This is a genomic window from Bacteroidales bacterium (genome assembly GCA_035647615.1).
Taxonomy (GTDB): Bacteria; Bacteroidota; Bacteroidia; order Bacteroidales; family 4484-276; genus SABY01.
On the sequence record DASRND010000036.1, the window covers coordinates 342,266 to 361,183 of the forward strand.

General features: G+C 47.1%; 16 protein-coding genes. 9 read left to right on the forward strand and 7 right to left on the reverse strand.

The window, feature by feature from the left end:
* Nucleotides 1–40 precede the first annotated feature (40 nt).
* From hydF to VFC92_13515, 3 genes are all read left to right on the forward strand, one after another.
* A complete protein-coding gene (hydF, locus tag VFC92_13505) occupies nt 41–1,255 on the forward strand; it encodes a [FeFe] hydrogenase H-cluster maturation GTPase HydF (GenBank protein ID HZK09194.1) in 1,215 nt (404 codons plus the stop codon).
* A 44-nt stretch (nt 1,256–1,299) separates the two neighbouring features.
* On the forward strand, nt 1,300–2,376 hold the full coding sequence (gene hydE, locus VFC92_13510; GenBank protein ID HZK09195.1) for a [FeFe] hydrogenase H-cluster radical SAM maturase HydE: 1,077 nt from the start codon (nt 1,300–1,302) through the stop codon (nt 2,374–2,376).
* 110 nt (nt 2,377–2,486) lie between these two features.
* Nucleotides 2,487–2,912, forward strand: coding sequence for an energy transducer TonB (locus VFC92_13515; GenBank protein HZK09196.1), 426 nt, complete (start codon nt 2,487–2,489; stop codon nt 2,910–2,912).
* Nucleotides 2,913–3,057: 145 nt separating this feature from the next.
* Here VFC92_13515 and VFC92_13520 read toward each other — a convergent pair whose 3' ends face one another.
* The 7 genes from VFC92_13520 to VFC92_13550 all read right to left on the reverse strand — a co-directional run bounded on the left by VFC92_13520 (nt 3,058) and on the right by VFC92_13550 (nt 10,965).
* Nucleotides 3,058–4,206: a DUF4831 family protein gene (locus VFC92_13520; protein HZK09197.1), complete on the reverse strand. Its 1,149-nt coding sequence runs from the start codon at nt 4,204–4,206 to the stop codon at nt 3,058–3,060.
* A 141-nt stretch (nt 4,207–4,347) separates the two neighbouring features.
* Nucleotides 4,348–6,378 carry a methyl-accepting chemotaxis protein gene (locus VFC92_13525; protein ID HZK09198.1) on the reverse strand — a complete coding sequence of 677 codons (2,031 nt, stop codon included), beginning with the start codon at nt 6,376–6,378 and terminating at the stop codon, nt 4,348–4,350.
* Nucleotides 6,379–6,390: 12 nt separating this feature from the next.
* A complete protein-coding gene (locus tag VFC92_13530; GenBank protein ID HZK09199.1) occupies nt 6,391–6,924 on the reverse strand; it encodes a chemotaxis protein CheW in 534 nt (177 codons plus the stop codon).
* Entirely contained in the window at nt 6,921–9,059 is a 2,139-nt protein-coding gene (locus VFC92_13535; protein HZK09200.1) for a chemotaxis protein CheA, read from the reverse strand. Before VFC92_13535 ends, VFC92_13530 begins: the two co-directional genes overlap by 4 nt.
* 17 nt (nt 9,060–9,076) lie before the next feature.
* Complete coding sequence (locus VFC92_13540) at nt 9,077–9,451, reverse strand: response regulator (protein ID HZK09201.1); 375 nt, start codon at nt 9,449–9,451, stop codon at nt 9,077–9,079.
* A 13-nt stretch (nt 9,452–9,464) separates the two neighbouring features.
* Nucleotides 9,465–9,755, reverse strand: coding sequence for an STAS domain-containing protein (locus VFC92_13545; GenBank protein ID HZK09202.1), 291 nt, complete (start codon nt 9,753–9,755; stop codon nt 9,465–9,467).
* A gap of 160 nt (nt 9,756–9,915) precedes the next feature.
* Nucleotides 9,916–10,965, reverse strand: a complete 1,050-nt coding sequence (locus VFC92_13550; GenBank protein HZK09203.1) for a lytic transglycosylase domain-containing protein — start codon at nt 10,963–10,965, stop codon at nt 9,916–9,918.
* A 498-nt stretch (nt 10,966–11,463) separates the two neighbouring features.
* Here VFC92_13550 and sucC point away from each other — a divergent pair, with 498 nt between their 5' ends.
* The 6 genes from sucC (at nt 11,464) to VFC92_13580 (ending at nt 18,916) form a co-directional block, all read left to right on the forward strand.
* Nucleotides 11,464–12,654: an ADP-forming succinate--CoA ligase subunit beta gene (gene sucC, locus VFC92_13555; GenBank protein HZK09204.1), complete on the forward strand. Its 1,191-nt coding sequence runs from the start codon at nt 11,464–11,466 to the stop codon at nt 12,652–12,654.
* A 175-nt stretch (nt 12,655–12,829) separates the two neighbouring features.
* Nucleotides 12,830–13,921: a glycine cleavage system aminomethyltransferase GcvT gene (gene gcvT, locus VFC92_13560; protein ID HZK09205.1), complete on the forward strand. Its 1,092-nt coding sequence runs from the start codon at nt 12,830–12,832 to the stop codon at nt 13,919–13,921.
* A gap of 66 nt (nt 13,922–13,987) precedes the next feature.
* The gene (locus VFC92_13565) at nt 13,988–14,719 is read left to right on the forward strand and encodes a 2-phosphosulfolactate phosphatase (GenBank protein ID HZK09206.1); all 732 of its coding nucleotides are present in this window, start codon (nt 13,988–13,990) and stop codon (nt 14,717–14,719) included.
* A gap of 21 nt (nt 14,720–14,740) precedes the next feature.
* Nucleotides 14,741–16,126, forward strand: a complete 1,386-nt coding sequence (locus VFC92_13570; protein ID HZK09207.1) for a Mur ligase family protein — start codon at nt 14,741–14,743, stop codon at nt 16,124–16,126.
* 22 nt (nt 16,127–16,148) lie between these two features.
* The gene (locus VFC92_13575) at nt 16,149–17,753 is read left to right on the forward strand and encodes a hypothetical protein (protein HZK09208.1); all 1,605 of its coding nucleotides are present in this window, start codon (nt 16,149–16,151) and stop codon (nt 17,751–17,753) included.
* A gap of 260 nt (nt 17,754–18,013) precedes the next feature.
* Nucleotides 18,014–18,916, forward strand: a complete 903-nt coding sequence (locus VFC92_13580; GenBank protein HZK09209.1) for a DMT family transporter — start codon at nt 18,014–18,016, stop codon at nt 18,914–18,916.
* Nucleotides 18,917–18,918: the final 2 nt, after the last annotated feature.

The following is an 18,918-nucleotide window of genomic DNA, read 5'->3' on the forward strand; positions in this document are numbered from 1 at the left end:
AATACTGAGATTTAATTAGAGAATAATAGAAAAACCAACCATGACCAAAGGAAAAGATGCTAAACCCCATATCGGGATTTTCGGACGGCGCAACAACGGCAAGAGCTCCATCATCAATGCGCTGGCGGGGCAGGAAGTGGCCATTGTAAGCGATACGCCCGGCACCACTACCGATCCGGTGAGAAAGTCGATTGAGATTCCCGGCATTGGCGCCTCTGTATTGGTCGATACTGCCGGCATCGACGACAGAGGCGACCTGGGCAACAAACGTATTGCCCGCACCCGTGCCGTCATCAAAACCATCGATTTAGCGATCCTTGTCATTACCAACAACATGTTTGGCGAGTACGAAAAAGATTTGATTGAGGAATTCAAATCTTTCGACATTCCTTTTTTCATCCTCCACAACAAAAGTGATCTCGAGTCCCTTTCGGAAATAGCACGCGAAAAGATTACGGCTACCGAGCCTTACACTATTGTCGACTTTAGCGCCGTACAAACCGATGCCCTGCCTGAAGTGGTAAAGGCCATGCAACGGCTGGTGCCGGAATCAGCATACAAAACCAAGTCGATGCTTGGCGATCTGCTTGCTCCTGATGATGTGGTGCTGTTGGTAACGCCCATCGACAGCGAGGCACCCGTCGGTCGGATAATTTTGCCGCAGATGCAAGCCGTGCGAGACATTCTCGATAATTATGCCGTGGCCATTCTCCTTCGGGAAAACCAGTTGGCGCATTATCTGAAACGCGCCAAACCACAGCCAACGCTCGTCATCACCGACAGCCAGGCATTTGGCATGGTAAGCAAGATTATCCCGCGCAGCATTCCGCTCACCAGCTTCAGCATCATGCTGGCGCATCACAAGGGCGACTTCGGCAATTATCTGAAAGGTACTCCCAAAATTGGCGACTTGAAGGATGGCGACCGGGTGTTGATTCTTGAATCGTGTACGCATCATGTTTCCTGCGACGACATCGGAAGGGTAAAAATCCCCAACTGGATGAGAAAAGAAACTGGGAAAAAGCTCGAATTCGACGTCGTTGCAGGCCTCGACAATCTGCCGCACGACATCCTTGACTATGCGCTGGTGGTGCAATGCGGCGGTTGCATGATCACCCGCAAGCAAATCGCCAGCCGCCTGCGACCTGCCGTGGAAGCAGGCATACCGGTAACCAATTATGGCATGACCATCGCATGGCTGCACGGAATTTACGAGCGCTCCGTTGCTCCCTTTTTAGAAATTTATAAAGCATAATCGCCTCTGCTGACCACCAGCAGAAAGGATTTTATTGAAGAACCATGACATTAGATAATTTTAATAACGATAATCTCTCCCGGCTTTTGATGAGCCAGGGTGCCGAACTGGAAGAATTGTACCGGTGTGCACAGCAAGTAAAAGAGCAGGCTGTTGGCAACAAAGTTTACTACCGCGGCCTGATCGAATATTCGAATCGCTGCACGAAAAACTGCTTGTACTGTGGCGTTCGCTGTGGCAATAAAAACGTAAAACGTTACACCCTCACCGATGATGAAGTGCTGGAAGCTGCTATGCTGGCGCATCGCAACGGTTTTGGCTCGTTGGTTATTCAGTCCGGCGAACGCAGCGACAAAATGTTTGTAGAAAAAATTGCTTTTTTGCTTTCGCAGATAAGCAGCGCGACACATGGCGAACTCCACGTAACGCTGTCGCTGGGCGAGCAAACTGCAGAAACATTAAATCTCTGGCGTCGCAACGGAGCGCATCGTTATCTTTTGCGCATCGAAACGTCCAACCGCGAGCTCTACCAAAAGATGCATCCCAACGATTCGCTGCACAGCTTCGACAACCGTCTTGGTGCACTGAAACTTTTGCAGGATTGTGATTACCAAACCGGCACCGGCGTGATGATCGGACTTCCTTTTCAAACCATCAGCCATCTTGCCGACGACCTGCTTTTTATCCGGAACAACAACATCGACATGGTAGGAATGGGACCCTACATCGAACATGAGGAAACCCCATTGTATAAATATCGTCACCTGCTGCTGCCTGCTGACGAGCGCTTTGAGCTGTCGATGAAAATGGTGGCACTGCTGCGCATCATGATGCCCGACATCAACATTGCCGCTACCACCGCCATGCAAACGCTGCATCCCAAAGGCCGGGAAAAGGCACTCACCGTGGGCGCCAATGTGATCATGCCCAACATTACGCCACTCAAATACCGCGAAGGTTATCAGCTTTACGCAAATAAACCCAACCTGCACGAAGAGACCGAAAATCATCTGGCCGACCTTAAAGTTTCCATCGAAAGCGCCGGCTGCCGGGTAGCAATGGCCGAGTGGGGCGACCCGCTACATTATTTCAACCGGCAACAGAATGAGAGAGAGGAGTGATGTTTTTTAATAAATCCAAATCGCAATAAAACAAGTTCCAAATAAATAAACACTGTTCGGAGCTAAAAAGCTAGGGTTGCGCCGGAAGGTATTTTCGTATTTTTGTATTTATGAGAGAAGGCGGAAAAGAGAGAAGATTTATCGATATGCCCGAATATCCCGGAGGCAAAAAAGCCTTCCGGGAGTTCATACAAAAGCATCTTCAATATCCGGCACAGGCGCTGGAAAATAAGATAGAGGGCAGGGTTTACGTGCGGTTCAGGGTGGATGGCAATGGCAAGGTAGTTTTTGCCGAGGTAACGCGTAGCATCGGCTATGGATGCGATGAAGAAGCGCTGCGGCTGGTGAATTTGCTGAAATATGGCAAAGCCAAGAACCGCGGACTTCGCGTTACGGCTACCATCCGCACACAGATCGCCTTTAAACTTCCGATGCAATCCGGCATCACCTATTCCTACACCAAAAAAACAAAAGAGGAGCCATCAACGCCTAAGCCACCTGCCAGCACCGGCTATGGCTACACCATCAATTTTTAAAAACTCTTGTTTTCCTGTTTGATAAATCAAAAAAACCGAATTGCCTGAGGCAGTCCGGTTTTTTTAAATAAATAAATTCCTTGATAACCAAGGCCACTGAAAAACCTGCCAGCGCGCCCTGCGCCCTGCGCCTCGCGTTTGTATTTTACTCCAGTCTTAGTTTTCGTAAAGCTCCTGTTTCGGGATCGAAGGTGGCGTCGAATGGCTGAGCGGGCAAGTAGCGGATGGCGCCAAATTGTGTGATGGTCATCGGCTGATAAAAAAGTTCGTCCTGATTATAAACCACTTTCACCCAGGCAGCGCCGGGCACGCGATACGCGAGGCGGTTGGCGACGGGAGCATCGGCAAACTTCGCGGTCTGCTGACCCGCCTCGCCGGCAGTGAGCTGCAACTCGACAGGCGTTCCTGCGGAGCCACGCACACTTCCGATGCCTGCCTGTTCCGAAAATTTGAACAATGCAGTATTGCCTCCGCCCGATGGCGTATAGTAAAAAGTGTGATGCTCCATGCGTTCGATGGTTTTCCCACGGAAAAGGTCGAGATATTCATTTTCGAGTTTTTGCAGACTGGCATCCATGTATTTGAGTGCGTCGGCCTGATAGGCTGTTTCATGAAATCCCACCAGCAGGTTGAGCCGTGAGGTACGGATGTCTTCAATTTTTTGCAGCGCCTCCAGTGCCATTTCTTCTGTGGATTTATCGGAAGCTCTGATTCGGTAAAAATTTCGTTGCGCTACGGCTGTATCAACTGTTACACGCCGCACGATGGTGTCGACGGTAGAATTGACTTTCCTGACGGGCTGAAAAATCTGTTGCATCCCGACGCCATCTTCGGCCTCAAGCCAAATCACCTGTCGGTCCAAATGGGTAGCTGCAGGGGTAAGCGAACCGGAAGTGCCCGCCGCCAAAAGAAAACCTTGTGCATCAATTTCAAGCTGCAGGGGCTTGTAATCTTTGGCATCGCGACTGGCGGGTTCGACAAAATATATGTGTGCCGGATCGGGTTCAGCGATGGAGTTGACTGCCACATCCTGCAAATAATAATTTTCGACGTCGTAATTGATCGGATCATTGATACCCAGAAAACGGGCATATTCGCTGTAAGGACCTTTATATTTATTGGCCACACGCACCACCACATCAACTTTGAGCACGGTGCGGGGCAGCACGTACATGGCGCCGTTGCGCGTTGGGGTACCACTAAATTCACCAACATGAAAAACATTTATCTGGCCGATGGCTGCTGCATTGAGCATCCCCAGGATTATCATAAGAAGAAAAATATTCTTTTTCATAATGAAATTATAAACTGATAAAGCGCAAAAGTAAATAATCCCGCAGGATAAACGGAAGCCGAAACGACATCAACACAAATATCAGCGTAAGCAAAGCTTTGGTGTATTAAATACATCGTGTATCTGTAAATTCCTAAGATATTAATAGCGCTCGAAATCCTTATCCAATTCATCATCGTCGAGGCGGAGGTTGACGCCTCTTTTTTGGCTGCTTTCGATGGTAAGCGGATGATTTGGCCGCGGGTAGTGACTATCGTATCTTTGAAAATCCTGTTCGTACAGATGCTGTTGGCGGTATTCTTTTCCGGTTTTAAAAAAGCTCATGATGTCTTTCATCTTCTGCGCCTGGCTGGCAAGTTCTTCGCTGTTGGTGGCCATCTCTTCGGCAGCGGCAGCATTTTGCTGTATCACCTGATTAAACTGCTGAACCGAATCATTCACCAATGAGGCTCCCGAATCCTGCTCCAGGCTCGAAACGGTAATCTGTTGCACAAGGCGAAGGGTTTCGTCAATCCGTGGCATAATTTCGCCAAAGAGCTGCTGCGAATGTTCGGCAAGTTTCACTCCGGCTCCCGACACACGGTTGATCTCCGTGGCTGCTTTCTGGCTGCGCTCGGCAAGTCTTTTCACCTCGTCGGCCACCACTGCAAAGCCGCGTCCCTGCTCTCCGGCACGCGCTGCTTCAACGGCTGCGTTCAACGAGAGGATGTTTGTTTGATAGGCAATATCGCCAATGATGGTGATGCGCTCTGCAATTTCGCGAATCGCCTGCGCCAATTGATACACAGTCTCGGAGCCCTGTTTCATTTTTCCGGTAGCCACATCCGCAATCTGCTCGGTGCGCTGGGCATTAGAAGTGTTGTGGGAAATGCTGGCCGACATCTGTTGCATCGATGCCGAAATCTGTTCTGCCGACGAAGCCTGGCGTGTACTGCCGTGCGATACGCTTTGCGAGGTCAGACTCATCTGATTGCTGGCTTCGGCAATGTATCCGGCAGCAGCCTGCACCGAGACGATCACCTCGCTAAGTTTGTCTTTCATCTGCCGAAGCGTTTCGGCCAGCTCGCCAAGCTCATCTTTCTGATCGATGTCGATATTGGCCAGCAGATTACCATCAGCAATTTCTCGCGCAAAAGCGACACCTTTTTGCAGAGAGCGGGTGATGTTGCGCGATATCTGCCATCCAAGCAACATGCTGACAATAATAGCGCCCAGAAGTCCGATAAAAAGTATGCGCAGCGACGACTGCGATTTGACGATGGTTTTGCTGGTAAAATCGAGCGACTCACGAAGGCTGCTGGCGGCCAGGTCGCTGAAAGCTGTTTCCAGTTCGGTACCGATATTAGTAACCTTAACATTGGATTTTTGCAACTGGTTGTAATTTTCTACAAAATCACTGGTAACATCGTGATAGCGCTGTGACGAGTTGCGAATATTTCCGAGCAGGAGCACACTTTGATTATCCTTTGTACGCGCTTCGAGGCTGGTGATCAACTGGTCGATTTCTTCGAAATGTTTATTAAAACCTGCCATCTGCGAAAGCGTTAGCTTTGCCTGTGCTTTAAAGTTTTCGATGCGCATTTGGTTGGCACGATTGATTAAGCTGTTGATGAGAACAATGTTGTCGAGCTGGCGATGCTGCGTATTGCGATTATCGATTTGTCTGGCCATAATTGCCTGTTGATTTCCGGCATAGCTGTGGCAGTTGTCGAAAAGAGTGGCGGATGCTCCATCCATCAGGCTTCGGTCGATGAGCAGCTTTTCGCTTTGCAGTTTCATATCCTGCATCAGCGCCTCAAATTCGGGCAATGAATTTCTAACTTTATTAAGTTGCTCAACAAAACCCGACGACAAGCCATAGCCGCTGTATTGTTGATCAGCATTGTGAAGCACATCTTCAACCTGCCTGATGAGGACAGCCGCTATTTCGAGCAGGCGCGGATCGTTGGTCAGGGCAAAGGTGTTGAGATTATTGGTAATCTTCATGGCCTGCCGCTCCAGGCTGTTGGCGATGATCACCTGTGGAAGGCTTCGCTCGGCAATCCGTTTGGAATCTTTTTCGATTTTGCGAAACTCGAGCAATGAGGTAGCTCCCACCGTGACTAAAATAATGATGATGATGCCGAAACCAACGCCCAGTTTTGCTGAGAGTTTAAGGTCTTTCCATGCCATAGTTGCCTCCTGTTATTCTTTTGTTTTTGTTTGATCTGATGAGGATATATTTTCGGTTTGTGACTGTATGTTTTCGTTCATGCTGATGATTTCATCAGTCGAAAAAACATGGTCAACATTTAAAATTATAATAAAATCTTCTTCTGTTTTCATCACTCCGGCCACTACCTCCGAAGGATATCGGCTGCCGAAGGTGGGAGCCTTTTTAATTTGATCATCAGGATGTCTTACCACATCCAGCACGGCATCGACGATGGCACCAATCTGCAGCGTTTCGTTTTCAGAAAAAACTTTCAGCACGAGTATGCAGGTACGCGGGCCATACGCAGCAGCTTTCATCCCAAACTTCTCACGCGTATCAATTACCGGCAACACATCACCACGCAAATTAATCACGCCTTTCATAAAGGAAGGTGTCCGCGGGATTTCGGTGATTTTTTGCATCTCCAGTATTTTAATGACGCTGCTAACATGGATAGCGAAGGTTTCGTTTGCCAACTGAAAAGTCAGATACGACGGATCACTGCTATTGTAGTAAATGCTCATTTAACAGTTATTGATTTTACGGGCAAAAATCGCGAAATTATTTCATTTGTATCCAATACCAGCGCCACTGTCCCATCGCCCATCACTGTAGCTCCCGATATAAACTTCTGTCGGCGGTAGGTGCGCCCCAGCGACTTAAGTACTGCTTGCACCTCCCCTATTACATTATCAACTATCAACCCCGCCTTCTGCTGGCCGTAGCGAACCGTTACCATTTCACAACGTTCAGGCGCCGGACTTTCGATCCCAAAATGTTTGCGCAGTAAGAGAAAAGGTATTTGCTCACCCTCAATCACCAACACGTTGTCGAAGGCATTGCTCAGCATTTGCGTTTGCACCGAATGTATCTGCTGCACCACATTGATAGGAATGATGTAACTCACCTCCCCTATTTGCACGTGCATGCCGTCGATGATGCTCAGGGTAAGCGGCACCACCAGAGTGATGCGGGTTCCGGTGCCGGGCTGTGAATCTATCCGGATTTCACCACGCAGACCGGCAATACGCTGCTGCACCACGTCCATACCCACTCCACGACCAGATACATCAGTCACAGTTTTAGCAGTAGTAAGACCCGGAGAAAAGATAAGCTGAAGTTTCTCCTCATGTGTCAATTTAGCTTCGGCTGGTATCACTTTTCGCTCGATGGCTTTGCGCATCAGCGCTTCAGCATCGACGCCTGCACCATCGTCGTTTATTTCGATATGGATGGTATTTCCCACATGGAGCGCCCGCAGATGGATGGTGCCGGTTTCGGATTTCCCATTGCGCACTCGCTCTTCCGGGCTTTCGATGCCATGATCGATGCAGTTGCGGATGATGTGCATCAACGGATCGGTGATATTTTCCACCATCGTTTTATCGAGCTCAATGTTTTGTCCTTCCACCACCAGCTCCGTTTTTTTATTAAGATCATCGGAAAGGTCGCGTACAAGCCGCTGAAAACGCGTGGAAATGCTGCTAAATGGAACCAGGGAAATGCTAAAAGCAGCTTCGCGAAGCTGTTTGGAAAGTGTAGAAAGGTTTTCGGTAAGGATGGTCAAATCATCGTCCTTGTGCTGCTCAGCGTAACGATTAAGCTGTGCCTGCAGCGTTACCAGCTCGCTCACCAAATTCATCAGCGAATCAATCTTGGGCGTTGCAACACGAATACTCGAAAACTTTTCATCGGCGATGATTGCAGAATTGTTGTCGGGCAGCGGCTTCGTTTCCTCATCACCTTTTTCGGCTGACGGGCTTACTGCTGGCGCCGGCTGATCTGAAACATCGCTGCTGTAAACAATTTTATGTAGCTCGACTAAATCAGCTTGTTTTTTTTCAATCCACAGCTTATCGAGATATTCGAGAAAGCTACTGTCGTCGAAAAGATCACCATCACCGATCTTCTCCACCTCGATGTGCGAATCGTCTTCAACAAAAATAAAAACATCATTCAGCTCTTCTTTGGATAGCCGTGTGGCAATAAATATTTCCCACCAGACATAACATTTTTCGGTGTCGATTTCTGATAAATCCGGCACCTCCTCGGTGTGTGGAATGGTTACAGTATTGCCATAGGTATGCAATTCGTCGATAAGATAGAGCGGATTGCTGCCATTGCGAAACAAATCGGGCTGCGGCTTGAAAAGAATGCGCCAGGTTACGATGGGTTTAGAATCATTCAGCGCTGCTTTGCCTATCTCTGCTGCACTCTCTTTATCGAATGGCTCCACCTGCTGCTGTACAAAAACCCTTATGTCGGCAGTGAATTGTTGATGTTTTAAAGTGCTTTGCTCGTCGAGGTCGTCGCCATATTTTATTAAAATCTTTAAATGGTCAATGGCCTTCAGGGTGATGTCGAGCAATGGCTTGGTAACGGCGATGTCGCCGCTGCGAACAAAATCGTAGATAGTTTCCAGGTCGTGGGTAAACTCGCTGATTTTATGATAACCAAACATGCCACCACTGCCTTTGAGGGTGTGCATAGCTCTGAACACCGCCTCTATCTGCTGTGTGTCGCCGGCATTTTTTTCGAGAAGCAAAACGGCGTTTTCCAGGTCATTGATCAACTCATAAGCTTCCTCGGTAAACTTCTGCTTCAACACCACCATGTCGATAGCAAATTTGTCGTTCGGGAAATTTTTAGCCTGGCTCATAAAATTTGAAGGAATTATTAATGAATAACGCGACGAATGATTGCCATAAGTTTTTCGGGGGTGAAGGGTTTTACCAGCCAGCCGGTAGCTCCGGCGCGTTTGGCTTCCATTTTTTGTTCAAACTGCGATTCGGTGGTAAGCACCAGAATGGGCAAATACTTGTACAAGGAACTGTTACGCAGTTTTTGTATCAATGCAATTCCATTCATGCGCGGCATGTGCAGGTCGGTAATAAGCAAATCCACGGGAGTCCCTTCAAAATATTTCAACGACTCCTCACCGTCAGCGGCTTTGAGCACCGTGTACCCGTTTTGCTGCAGGATGCATCCCACGGCTTCGCGAACACTTTCCGAGTCATCAACAAAAACAACAGTACGTTTCTCCTGGCTCATACTTATGATTTATCTAAAAATTAAACTCAAAACCAGCTCTCCTGAAAAGCTCTTCCTTTTCTTCGCCCAATAATATTGTTGCATTCAATTCTTTTCCCTGCTTCGATAGTGTCCGCTGAAGCGCAATCAGCAACTGATAAAAGGGCAGATCCATCTCGTCCGTTTCATCTATCAACAAACGAACCTCCTGAACGGCATCGAGATGTTGCAACAACTGCTGCTGCAGATCTGCGGCGTGATCGATAGTAAGGGTGCCGCCGAGAGCCACTGAAAGATACTGCTCCTGATCTCCCTCTCTTTCCATCCGAATATGAGCCTGATTTATCACATTCATTGTATACTAACGCTTTCGGTTATTAATATTACCTAACAAACTACCGGCAGAAAAGTAAGCATCTGGCGGCAGAAAAATAAACATTTTTGTAGTTCTGACTGACATTTTTCTGTTTTACTTCCCATCGTCATTATGGATTGATGGTGCTTTTGGCGGCGTCGGGCAGAGGCTCATCACCAAGTGTAGAATAACGAAGGTAATCGGTTTCAGGAATTTTCAGGGTATAGGTTCGCCCGCTTTGGTTGGGCAATTTATCCTTGCGAATCCATGGATTAAAGATCCGGAGGGTTTTATAACTTATCCCGTATTGTTGTGCAAAAATCACCAGATCGTTCACCGAATGGTTTACCACAATATCGCGGGTAGGCACCTGGGGATAAAGCTCTTCAAATTTCACATGAAAACCATAGGTGGTGGGATTGGCAAAAATAGTTTTCACGGCCAGTATCCGATAAACGTACCGGTTGGTTTCTTCGGGCATTTGCAGATCGTAGTAAGAAGAAACATGCTGCCGCTTCAGCAAATCACTGATGCGTCTGGGGCCGGCATTAAAAGCGGCAGCCACCAGCGTCCAATCCCCAAAAGTTTCATAAGCATCCAAAAAATAACGGCATGCAGCTTCGGTAGCTTTTTCCACGTGATAGCGTTCGTCGATGTGGTCGTTTACCTCCAGGTTGTAGTCGCGGGCAGTGCCTTTTAGGAATTGCCAAAAGCCTGAAGCTCCGGCCGGCGAGGTCACATTTTCGAGCCCACTCTCGATGAGTGCTATAAATTTGAAATCTTCCGGGATGTTATGCTTTGCCAGAATCGGTTCGATGACCGGAAACCAGCGGTGCGCCTTCTTCATCAGCATAAGCGTGGAAGAATGAAAATAAGTGTTGACGATGAGTTCCCGTTCAAAGCCTTCACGAACATAAAAGGTGTCGAGGGGCACGCTTTCGCCGGCAAAATAAGCTGTTACAGGAATTTTCACACTCATGGCTGGCACCAACGTTTTCCGAACTACTTCTTTTACCTCCGGCTCTTCCTCTGGCACAGGTGGCAGCTCAGCCACATAAACCATTGCAGGCGGTGGCGGCTGCGACGGCATCACAACCTGCCGAACAGGAGTGGTGAATAATTGATATGCAATGGCCAACACAGCCAGCAGCAGCGCTAACCAGGAAATATATTTTAGCATGAAGTTGATTCGATGAAGATTAATACTTTTTAAAACCCTGAATCACAAACAAAAAAGCACCTGCACAATCTCTGATGCAATCTGGTTACGGACAAAAGTCGTACTATTTTGATAGATGCCATACAGCAGGCTTTAAAAAAATGTTTGTTTTTGAACCCGAAAATGGAAATTATTCAACAACATATCGATCAGATTAACAGCCTTTGTTTTTCCAACAAAGTGAAAAAGCTTTTTGCTTTTGGTTCGGCCAATTTTCCAGCGTCACGACATTCGGTAAAAGCCAACAAAAAAGTCCAATCAGTAAATTTTGTTAAAAAACGCATCTTGCATTTAGCTTGTTTTAAATCCGCAAAGTTTGGTCAGATAGCCACCTACTGAGCAGCCACAGATAATAATATTTGATATTGGCTGGTTTTAGTATGAAACTGCGGTGCGCGCTATGGCGAAAAGTAATAATTTTGCTGCCACATCAGAATAAAACTTTAATAATCTACACGCATGAATTTACACGAATACCAAGGCAAATCCATTTTACAATCTTACGGAGTAGCCGTCCCCGAAGGCATCGTTGCCGACTCACCCGAAGCAGCGATAGAAGCTGCCAAAACCCTACAAGAGAAAACCGGCACCACCATGTGGGTGGTCAAAGCACAGGTACATGCCGGTGGGCGTGGCAAAGGCGGTGGCGTCAAGCTGGCTAAATCCCTTGACGAGGTAAAGGAGCTGGCCGATAAAATTATCGGGATGCATCTGGTGACACCGCAAACCTCGGCGCAAGGCAAGCTGGTGAGCAAAGTCCTGATTCAGCAGGACATCTACTTCCCCGGTGAAGCCGAAATTCAGGAATATTACATGAGTGTGCTGCTCAACCGCAAAACGGGACGTAATATGCTGATGTACTCGCCACGTGGCGGCATGGACATCGAGAAGGTGGCCGAAGAAACTCCCGATCAGATTTTTACCGAAGAAATCGATCCGTGCATGGGGCTGCAATCCTATCAGGCACGCCGCATCGCTTTCAATCTTGGATTGAGCGGTAACTCATTCAAAAATATGGTGAAATTTGCAACAGCATTGTACAAAGCTTATGTGGGCAGCGATGCTTCGCTGTTCGAGATCAACCCGGTGTTACGTACTTCCGATGAAAGAATTTTTGCTGTCGACGCCAAGGTTTCCATCGATAACAACGCTTTGTTCCGCCATCCTGACATCGCACACATGCGCGACCTCGCCGAAGAAGACCCCATGGAGGTAGAAGCCAGCCGATACGATCTGAACTATGTAAAACTTAATGGCAACGTGGGATGTATGGTCAATGGCGCCGGCCTGGCCATGGCCACCATGGATATGATAAAAATGTCGGGCGGCGATCCGGCCAACTTTCTCGACGTAGGAGGCTCAGCCAACGCCAAGCGCGTAGAAGAAGGCTTTCGCATCATCCTTAAAGATGAGAACGTGAAAGCTATTCTTGTAAACATTTTCGGCGGCATCGTACGCTGCGACCGCGTGGCACAGGGAATCGTTGATGCTTATAAAAACATTGGCAATATCAAAGTGCCTATCATCGTGCGTCTGCAAGGCACCAACGCCATCGAAGGCAAAGAACTCATCGACCAGTCGGGACTGAAAGTTCATTCTGCCATCGCACTCGATGACGCCGCACAACTCATTAACGAGCTGTTGGCCTAAAGAATAGCCACTATAAAGCACAACCTTCACAGATGCCGGCTATGCATCTGTGAAGGTTGTGTATTAAAACGCAATTCCCGAATGTAGATCGGGATAAGTACAATAATGAAAGAATTTGCCGTCGCTGATAATCACCAAATCCTTACTTTTGCCACTCAAAAAATCCGTAATCCATATGAAAGATACAGCATTAACCAAAATCCATGAATCTCTGGGAGCCAAGATGGTTCCTTTTGCAGGCTACAACATGCCTATTCAGTACGAAGGTGTAAACGCCGAACACGAAACCGTGCGCACCAGCGTAGGAGTATTTGATGTTTCGCACATGGGCGAAATATGGGTGAAAGGCCCCAAAGCCGTTGAGCTGCTGCAGCGCATCACCACCAATGACATAACGAAACTCGAAGATGGCCACGCGCAATATTCTTGCTTTCCAAACAGCCAGGGCGGTATCGTCGACGACCTGATCGTGTATCGTTTCGATGCCGAAAACTACCTCCTGGTGGTGAATGCATCCAACATCGAAAAAGACTGGAAATGGATGAACGAGCACAACACCAATGGCGCCACTCTTTACGATGCATCCGACGAAACTTCGCTATTTGCCATTCAGGGCCCCAAAGCCATGGCCACACTACAAAAACTTACCGACACCGACCTTAGCACTATCGGCTTCTACAACTTCCGCCGTGCCGCAGTTGCAGGCGTACCCGACGTCATCATTTCAGCTACCGGCTACACAGGTGAGAAAAATAGTTTTGAGATTTATTTTGGTAATGACGATGCCGAAAAACTTTGGAAGGCGCTCTTTGAGGCCGGCGAAGAATTTGGCATCAAACCCATTGGACTGGGTGCACGCGACACACTGCGTCTCGAAATGGGTTTTTGCCTTTACGGCAACGACATCGGAGAGACTACTTCACCCATCGAAGCCGGTATGGGATGGATCACTAAATTTGTTGACAACAAGCCTTTCATCTTTCGCGAATATCACGAGAAGATCAAAAAAGAAGGCCCAAAACGCAGACTGCGTGGTTTCGAGATGATCGACAAAGGCATCCCGCGGCAGCACTACGAAATCTGCGACGAGAAAGGAAACGTAATTGGCGAAGTAACTTCCGGAACCATGGCTCCTTCACTCAAGAAGCCCGTTGGCCTGGGTTACATCGACAGCGAGCATGCCGGTTTTGACAATGAAATCTTCATCAGCATAAGGGGCAAACTTCTGCGCGCCAAAATCGTAAAGGTGCCTTTTTATAAGGGATAAAAAACTCCACCAGCAAGGATGGTACTGCCAAAGCAGGCCATCCTTTCTTTTTTTAATAATTACATAATGAGTTTTAATGTAGACGTTTGTTTTACGCCTGCGGAGGCCGAACACCTCACCATCAGCAACAACACTGCAATAGTGGTGGTGGATATTTTGCGTGCCACCACCGCGATGGTTTCTGCGCTCGAACATGGCGCCAGATCGGTGATTCCCGTTTTGTCGATAGAGAAAGCAATGGAGCTAAAAAAAATCGGTTTCCCGGTTGCTGCCGAGCGCGATGGTGTAATGCTAAGCTTTGCCAACTTTGGCAACTCTGCCTTTGCCTTTCAAAAGGGAGAAGTGAAAAATCAAAAACTCGTTTTCACCACCACCAACGGCACCTTAGCCATCGAAACCGCCTGCCGCAAAAGCCAGACGGTTTTAGTAGGCGCTTTCTCCAATATCAGCGCACTTGCCCAACGGATCGCTAAGCAGGAGAGTGATGTGCTAATATTGTGCGCCGGCTGGAAAAACACGTTTGGCCTCGAAGACACCATCTTTGCCGGCGCCTTCATCGAAAAGCTGCTGGAGCAAAAGGAATACAAAATTACCAACGACTCAGCCTACGCCGCCATCGACCTCTGGAACATCGCCAAAACCGACGTGATGCAATACATCGAAAAGGCCGCCCACCGTCAGCGCCTGCATGTGCTGGGTGTGGATGACGTGCTGGAGTTTTCCTTTCGTAACGATACTTCTGCTGTGGTGCCCATGATGCGCGATGGCGAATTGGTGGACGTAAACCAGAATTCGTAACAAAATTATTAACCCATTTTTATGTCGGATAATAAAAACCAACGGATACATTTCATCGCCATCGGTGGCGCAGTGATGCACAACATGGCCATTGCCCTTCACAACAAAGGGCACAGGGTAAGCGGCTCCGACGATGAGATTTTCGAACCCGCCCGATCCAATCTTGCCAGCCACGGATTATTGCCCAAAAAGCAAGGTTGGTTTGCCGAAAAAATTACACACGACATCGATGCAGTGATTCTGGGCATGCACGCCAAAAAAGGCAATCCTGAGCTTGAAAAAGCCACCGCTTTGGAATTGAAAATTTATTCCTTTCCGGAATATCTCTACGAACATTCCAAACAAAAAACCCGTGTGGTCATCGCTGGAAGTCACGGCAAAACCACCATTACTTCTATGGTGATGCATGTGCTGCAACACGTCGGTAAGGATTTCGATTATCTGGTAGGCGCCAAAGTAGAAGGTTTTGATGTGATGGTAAAACTCACCGACGCTCCAATCATGGTCATCGAAGGCGACGAATACCTCACCTCGCCCACCGATCCGCGTCCTAAGTTTTTGCATTACAAACCCAATATCACGCTGATAAGCGGCATTGCCTGGGATCATATCAACGTTTTCCCGGAGTACGAAGGCTATAAAAAACAGTTCGACCTCTTGATTGACGATACCGATCCCGGGGGAACCTTAATCTATTGCAAGGATGATAACGAACTTGCGGATGTGGTGGATGCAAGGAAAGCAGCTGTGCCGGCTACTACAGAGTCCTATCATCTTCCTGATTTTAAGATTGTGGATGGGAAAACCTACCTTACTCCCAAATGCCATTCGGAAATAGCCTTGGATGTTTTTGGAAACCATAACCTGCAAAACCTTGAAGGAGCCCGACTGATTTGTCAAAACCTGGGTGTAGATGCACACGATTTTTATAAGGCTATTTCAACCTTTAAAGGTGCGGCAAAGCGGCTCGAGAAAATAGGCGAATCGGATGGTTGTATCGTTTATAAAGATTTTGCCCATGCACCTTCCAAACTCAAAGCTACGGTACATGCCGTTCGGACACAATATCCCGATCACAGGCTAATTGCAGTGATGGAGCTGCACACCTTTAGCAGCCTCAGCCAAAGCTTTCTGCACCATTACCGGGGTAGTTTGCAGCCTGCAGATGTGGCCGTAGTATTTTACAGCAGTCATGCGCTGCACCTAAAAAAGTTGCCCGAGCTAAGTTCCGAAGCCGTGAAACAGGGTTTCTGCCAGGAGAACTTAAATGTATTGACTGATACTGATGAGCTGGCCGACTTCCTAAAAAAACAAAACTACAATAAGACCGTGCTTTTGCTGATGAGCTCGGGGAATTTCGGCGGACTGCCACTCGAGGATATTGTAGCAGAAATATGCGCGGAATAAATTATAAATTTGCACTTTTATTATGAAAGCAATAAAACAAGGCTGGAACAAGGCATTTTTTCTTTTGACACTCGGCTGTCTTTTAGTGTTGGTGCTGGCCATTTTTTCGGGCCCGCAACAAGGCTGGACTTATTTTTTCAATTCGGATGCGCTCTATCTACCCACACTTTACCATAGCTTATTTATTGATGGCCATAGCCTCAGCCTTTGGGCTTTAAACCCTTCGATACTATTTATTCCTGATGTGGTGGTGTTTTTCATCCTTCGCATTGTAAGCGGCGATGCAGTATGGTCGATGTTTTTATTTGGGATTGTGCAAAACTGGATTATCCTGTTTGGGATGGTTTTAATCTTCAAGCAAATTTTTAAAAAAGAACAATGGTTTTTGGCAACTTTCGCAGCTTTGATGGTGCTTCTGTACTTTTTGGATGCCGTGGTCGCAAACAGCTTTTGGTATGCTAATTTGACCTTGAGCAGTACGGTGCATTTTGGTGTTTTTACGATGACCATCCTCACCATTGGCATGAGCCTGCTTTATTTAAATAAGCCAAAAACCAGCACATTGGTATTCCTCTTTGTGCTTTCCATACTCAGCATATTATCCGACCGGCTCTATATTCTCATGTATTCGATTCCGGTGGTAATCGTTACCTTGTTTATGGCCGTGAGGTATCGAAAACGGACAGCAATCCTCCTCCTGGCCTCGGCATTGATTTCGCTTCTGCTGGGGATGTGGCTACTTGGTGTGATCGAAAGAACCTGGCTGCACGTCCTGCATCTACCCAAAATCACCAACTTCGACAAAATCGGGGAATCCTTTTTTATTTTGATGGACTTGATGAAGGAGCGTTTTTTGCGATGGATTGTTTTTTCGTTTATTATCATTGCGGCACTTACATCTTATATCCTGCAAGTATTTATTGCTATTAAGCTGATTGTGAAAAACCAATGCGATTCGCCCCTGGCCTTTTACCTCCTTTTCTCAATCATCTTTATTCCCGCCGTCTTCCTTATGCCTGTGTTTACGGGAACCTTTACCGGCCTGGCCACCATGCGGTACAACTTTGGCGCAATGTTTATGGTTATTCTTAATCTCGGATTTTTATTGGGCTATTTTCTGGAAAAGAAAGCGTACAAAACCCGACTTGTCTTTGGTGCCAAAGCCATTTCTGTTGTCCTGCTGCTAACAATGTTTACCATTGGGATTTCAAAAATATCCTCGGAGGGTCTGCATCGTTTTTTCAATTATTATCCTGACTTTGTGCGCGAGCTCGACGAAATTGCTGAGGAAGAAAATTTGCAATACGGGCTTGCCACGTTTTGGTATGCCAAGCCCATCACGGTTTTTTCGCGTCAGGGACTTAAAGTTTATCATGCTCACGACGGGCTTGTTCCTTATTTCCACGCTACCTCGCTCCAAAATTATATCCACCCGGACCATGTTTTTAATTTTGCGGTAATGAGCACCATAAAGAATAAAGATGCCTGGAAAGAATTTTTAGATCCTGAGGCGGAAATTAAAATGGTGAGTAATGGCAAGACGGAGGTAATGATCTTGCCGCCCTTCAAATTTCGACGGACGTATGGCTATGATTCACGCCCCTACTTTATTGATGCTCAGGATTGAAAAAACGCCTTGGAAAGAACAGTTGCAGGAATTTTTGCTTTCGCAAAATTATGCCAGCAGCAATCTTTTGACGATGAGCTCCGGCGTTTTGATGGGATAGATATGCACGCGATGGCTGACCGGATTATTGGTACTACAAGAAAATAAGCACATTATCAGAGGATTTTAAAATGCCATGTATTGATCGCCATTTTATAAAATATGGATTTTGTAAAGTGAAAGATAAGACCTTTGGCGCGACGAAACACGACTAACAATAGATGATCATCCAACCCAAAATAAAAGGCTATGCCCTGGCTTTGATTGCTACTGTTTCGGTATCGACAGTTTACATTTTTAGCAAGGCCGCCCTTCAGGAGGTGACATTGCCACAGTTCGGAGTTTACTGGTTTGCCGGCGCATTACTCTGGAATACATTGTTCAAAATGCGATCGGCTGAACATCGGCGTTTTCATCGTATTCCTTTAAAATCATTTAAAATACTTCTTATCCTTGGCGGAATAGAAATTCTTGCCACCTCCTCATTTTACGGAGCCATCGAAATAACCGAGAATCCTGCGATACCTTCTTTTCTGCGCAACATGGAATATATTTTCGTAACCTTGTTCGGCGTTTTTTTCCTCAGAGAAAGGTTTTCAAGTGCTGAAGTTCTGGGAATTGTTCTCACGTTTACAGGCGCTTTCGTAATCAGCTTCCAGAAAGGCGCCCCGTTATCATCCTACTTTACAGGAACATCAGGGCTAATGCTTGCTACCACTCTGCTTTACGGCGCTCGCACTATCATAGCCAAAAAGAACATCCAGGCCATTACTCCCACTATGCTGGCCATCAACAGAGCTATTTTTTTAGTTTTATTTTCGCTGCTGATTTTCAAAATCATGGGGCAAAGTTTTGTCATTCCAACCTCAGCATTGATAAACATAGCTCTTGGCTCGTTTTTCGGGCCATTTATCACTTCTATCTGCCAATACAGTTCGCTAAAATACATCGAAGCCTCACGTGCAGCCATCATACAGAGCACAACAGCACTGTTTGTTCTGGTGGGAGCATATTTTATTTTTGGACGCTTCCCGGCTGAATATCAACTTATCGGTGGTGCGCTCACTATTTCGGGGGCAATGCTGCTGGTGCTTGGGAAAAGGCTAAAGTGGAAGCGTCGTTGATG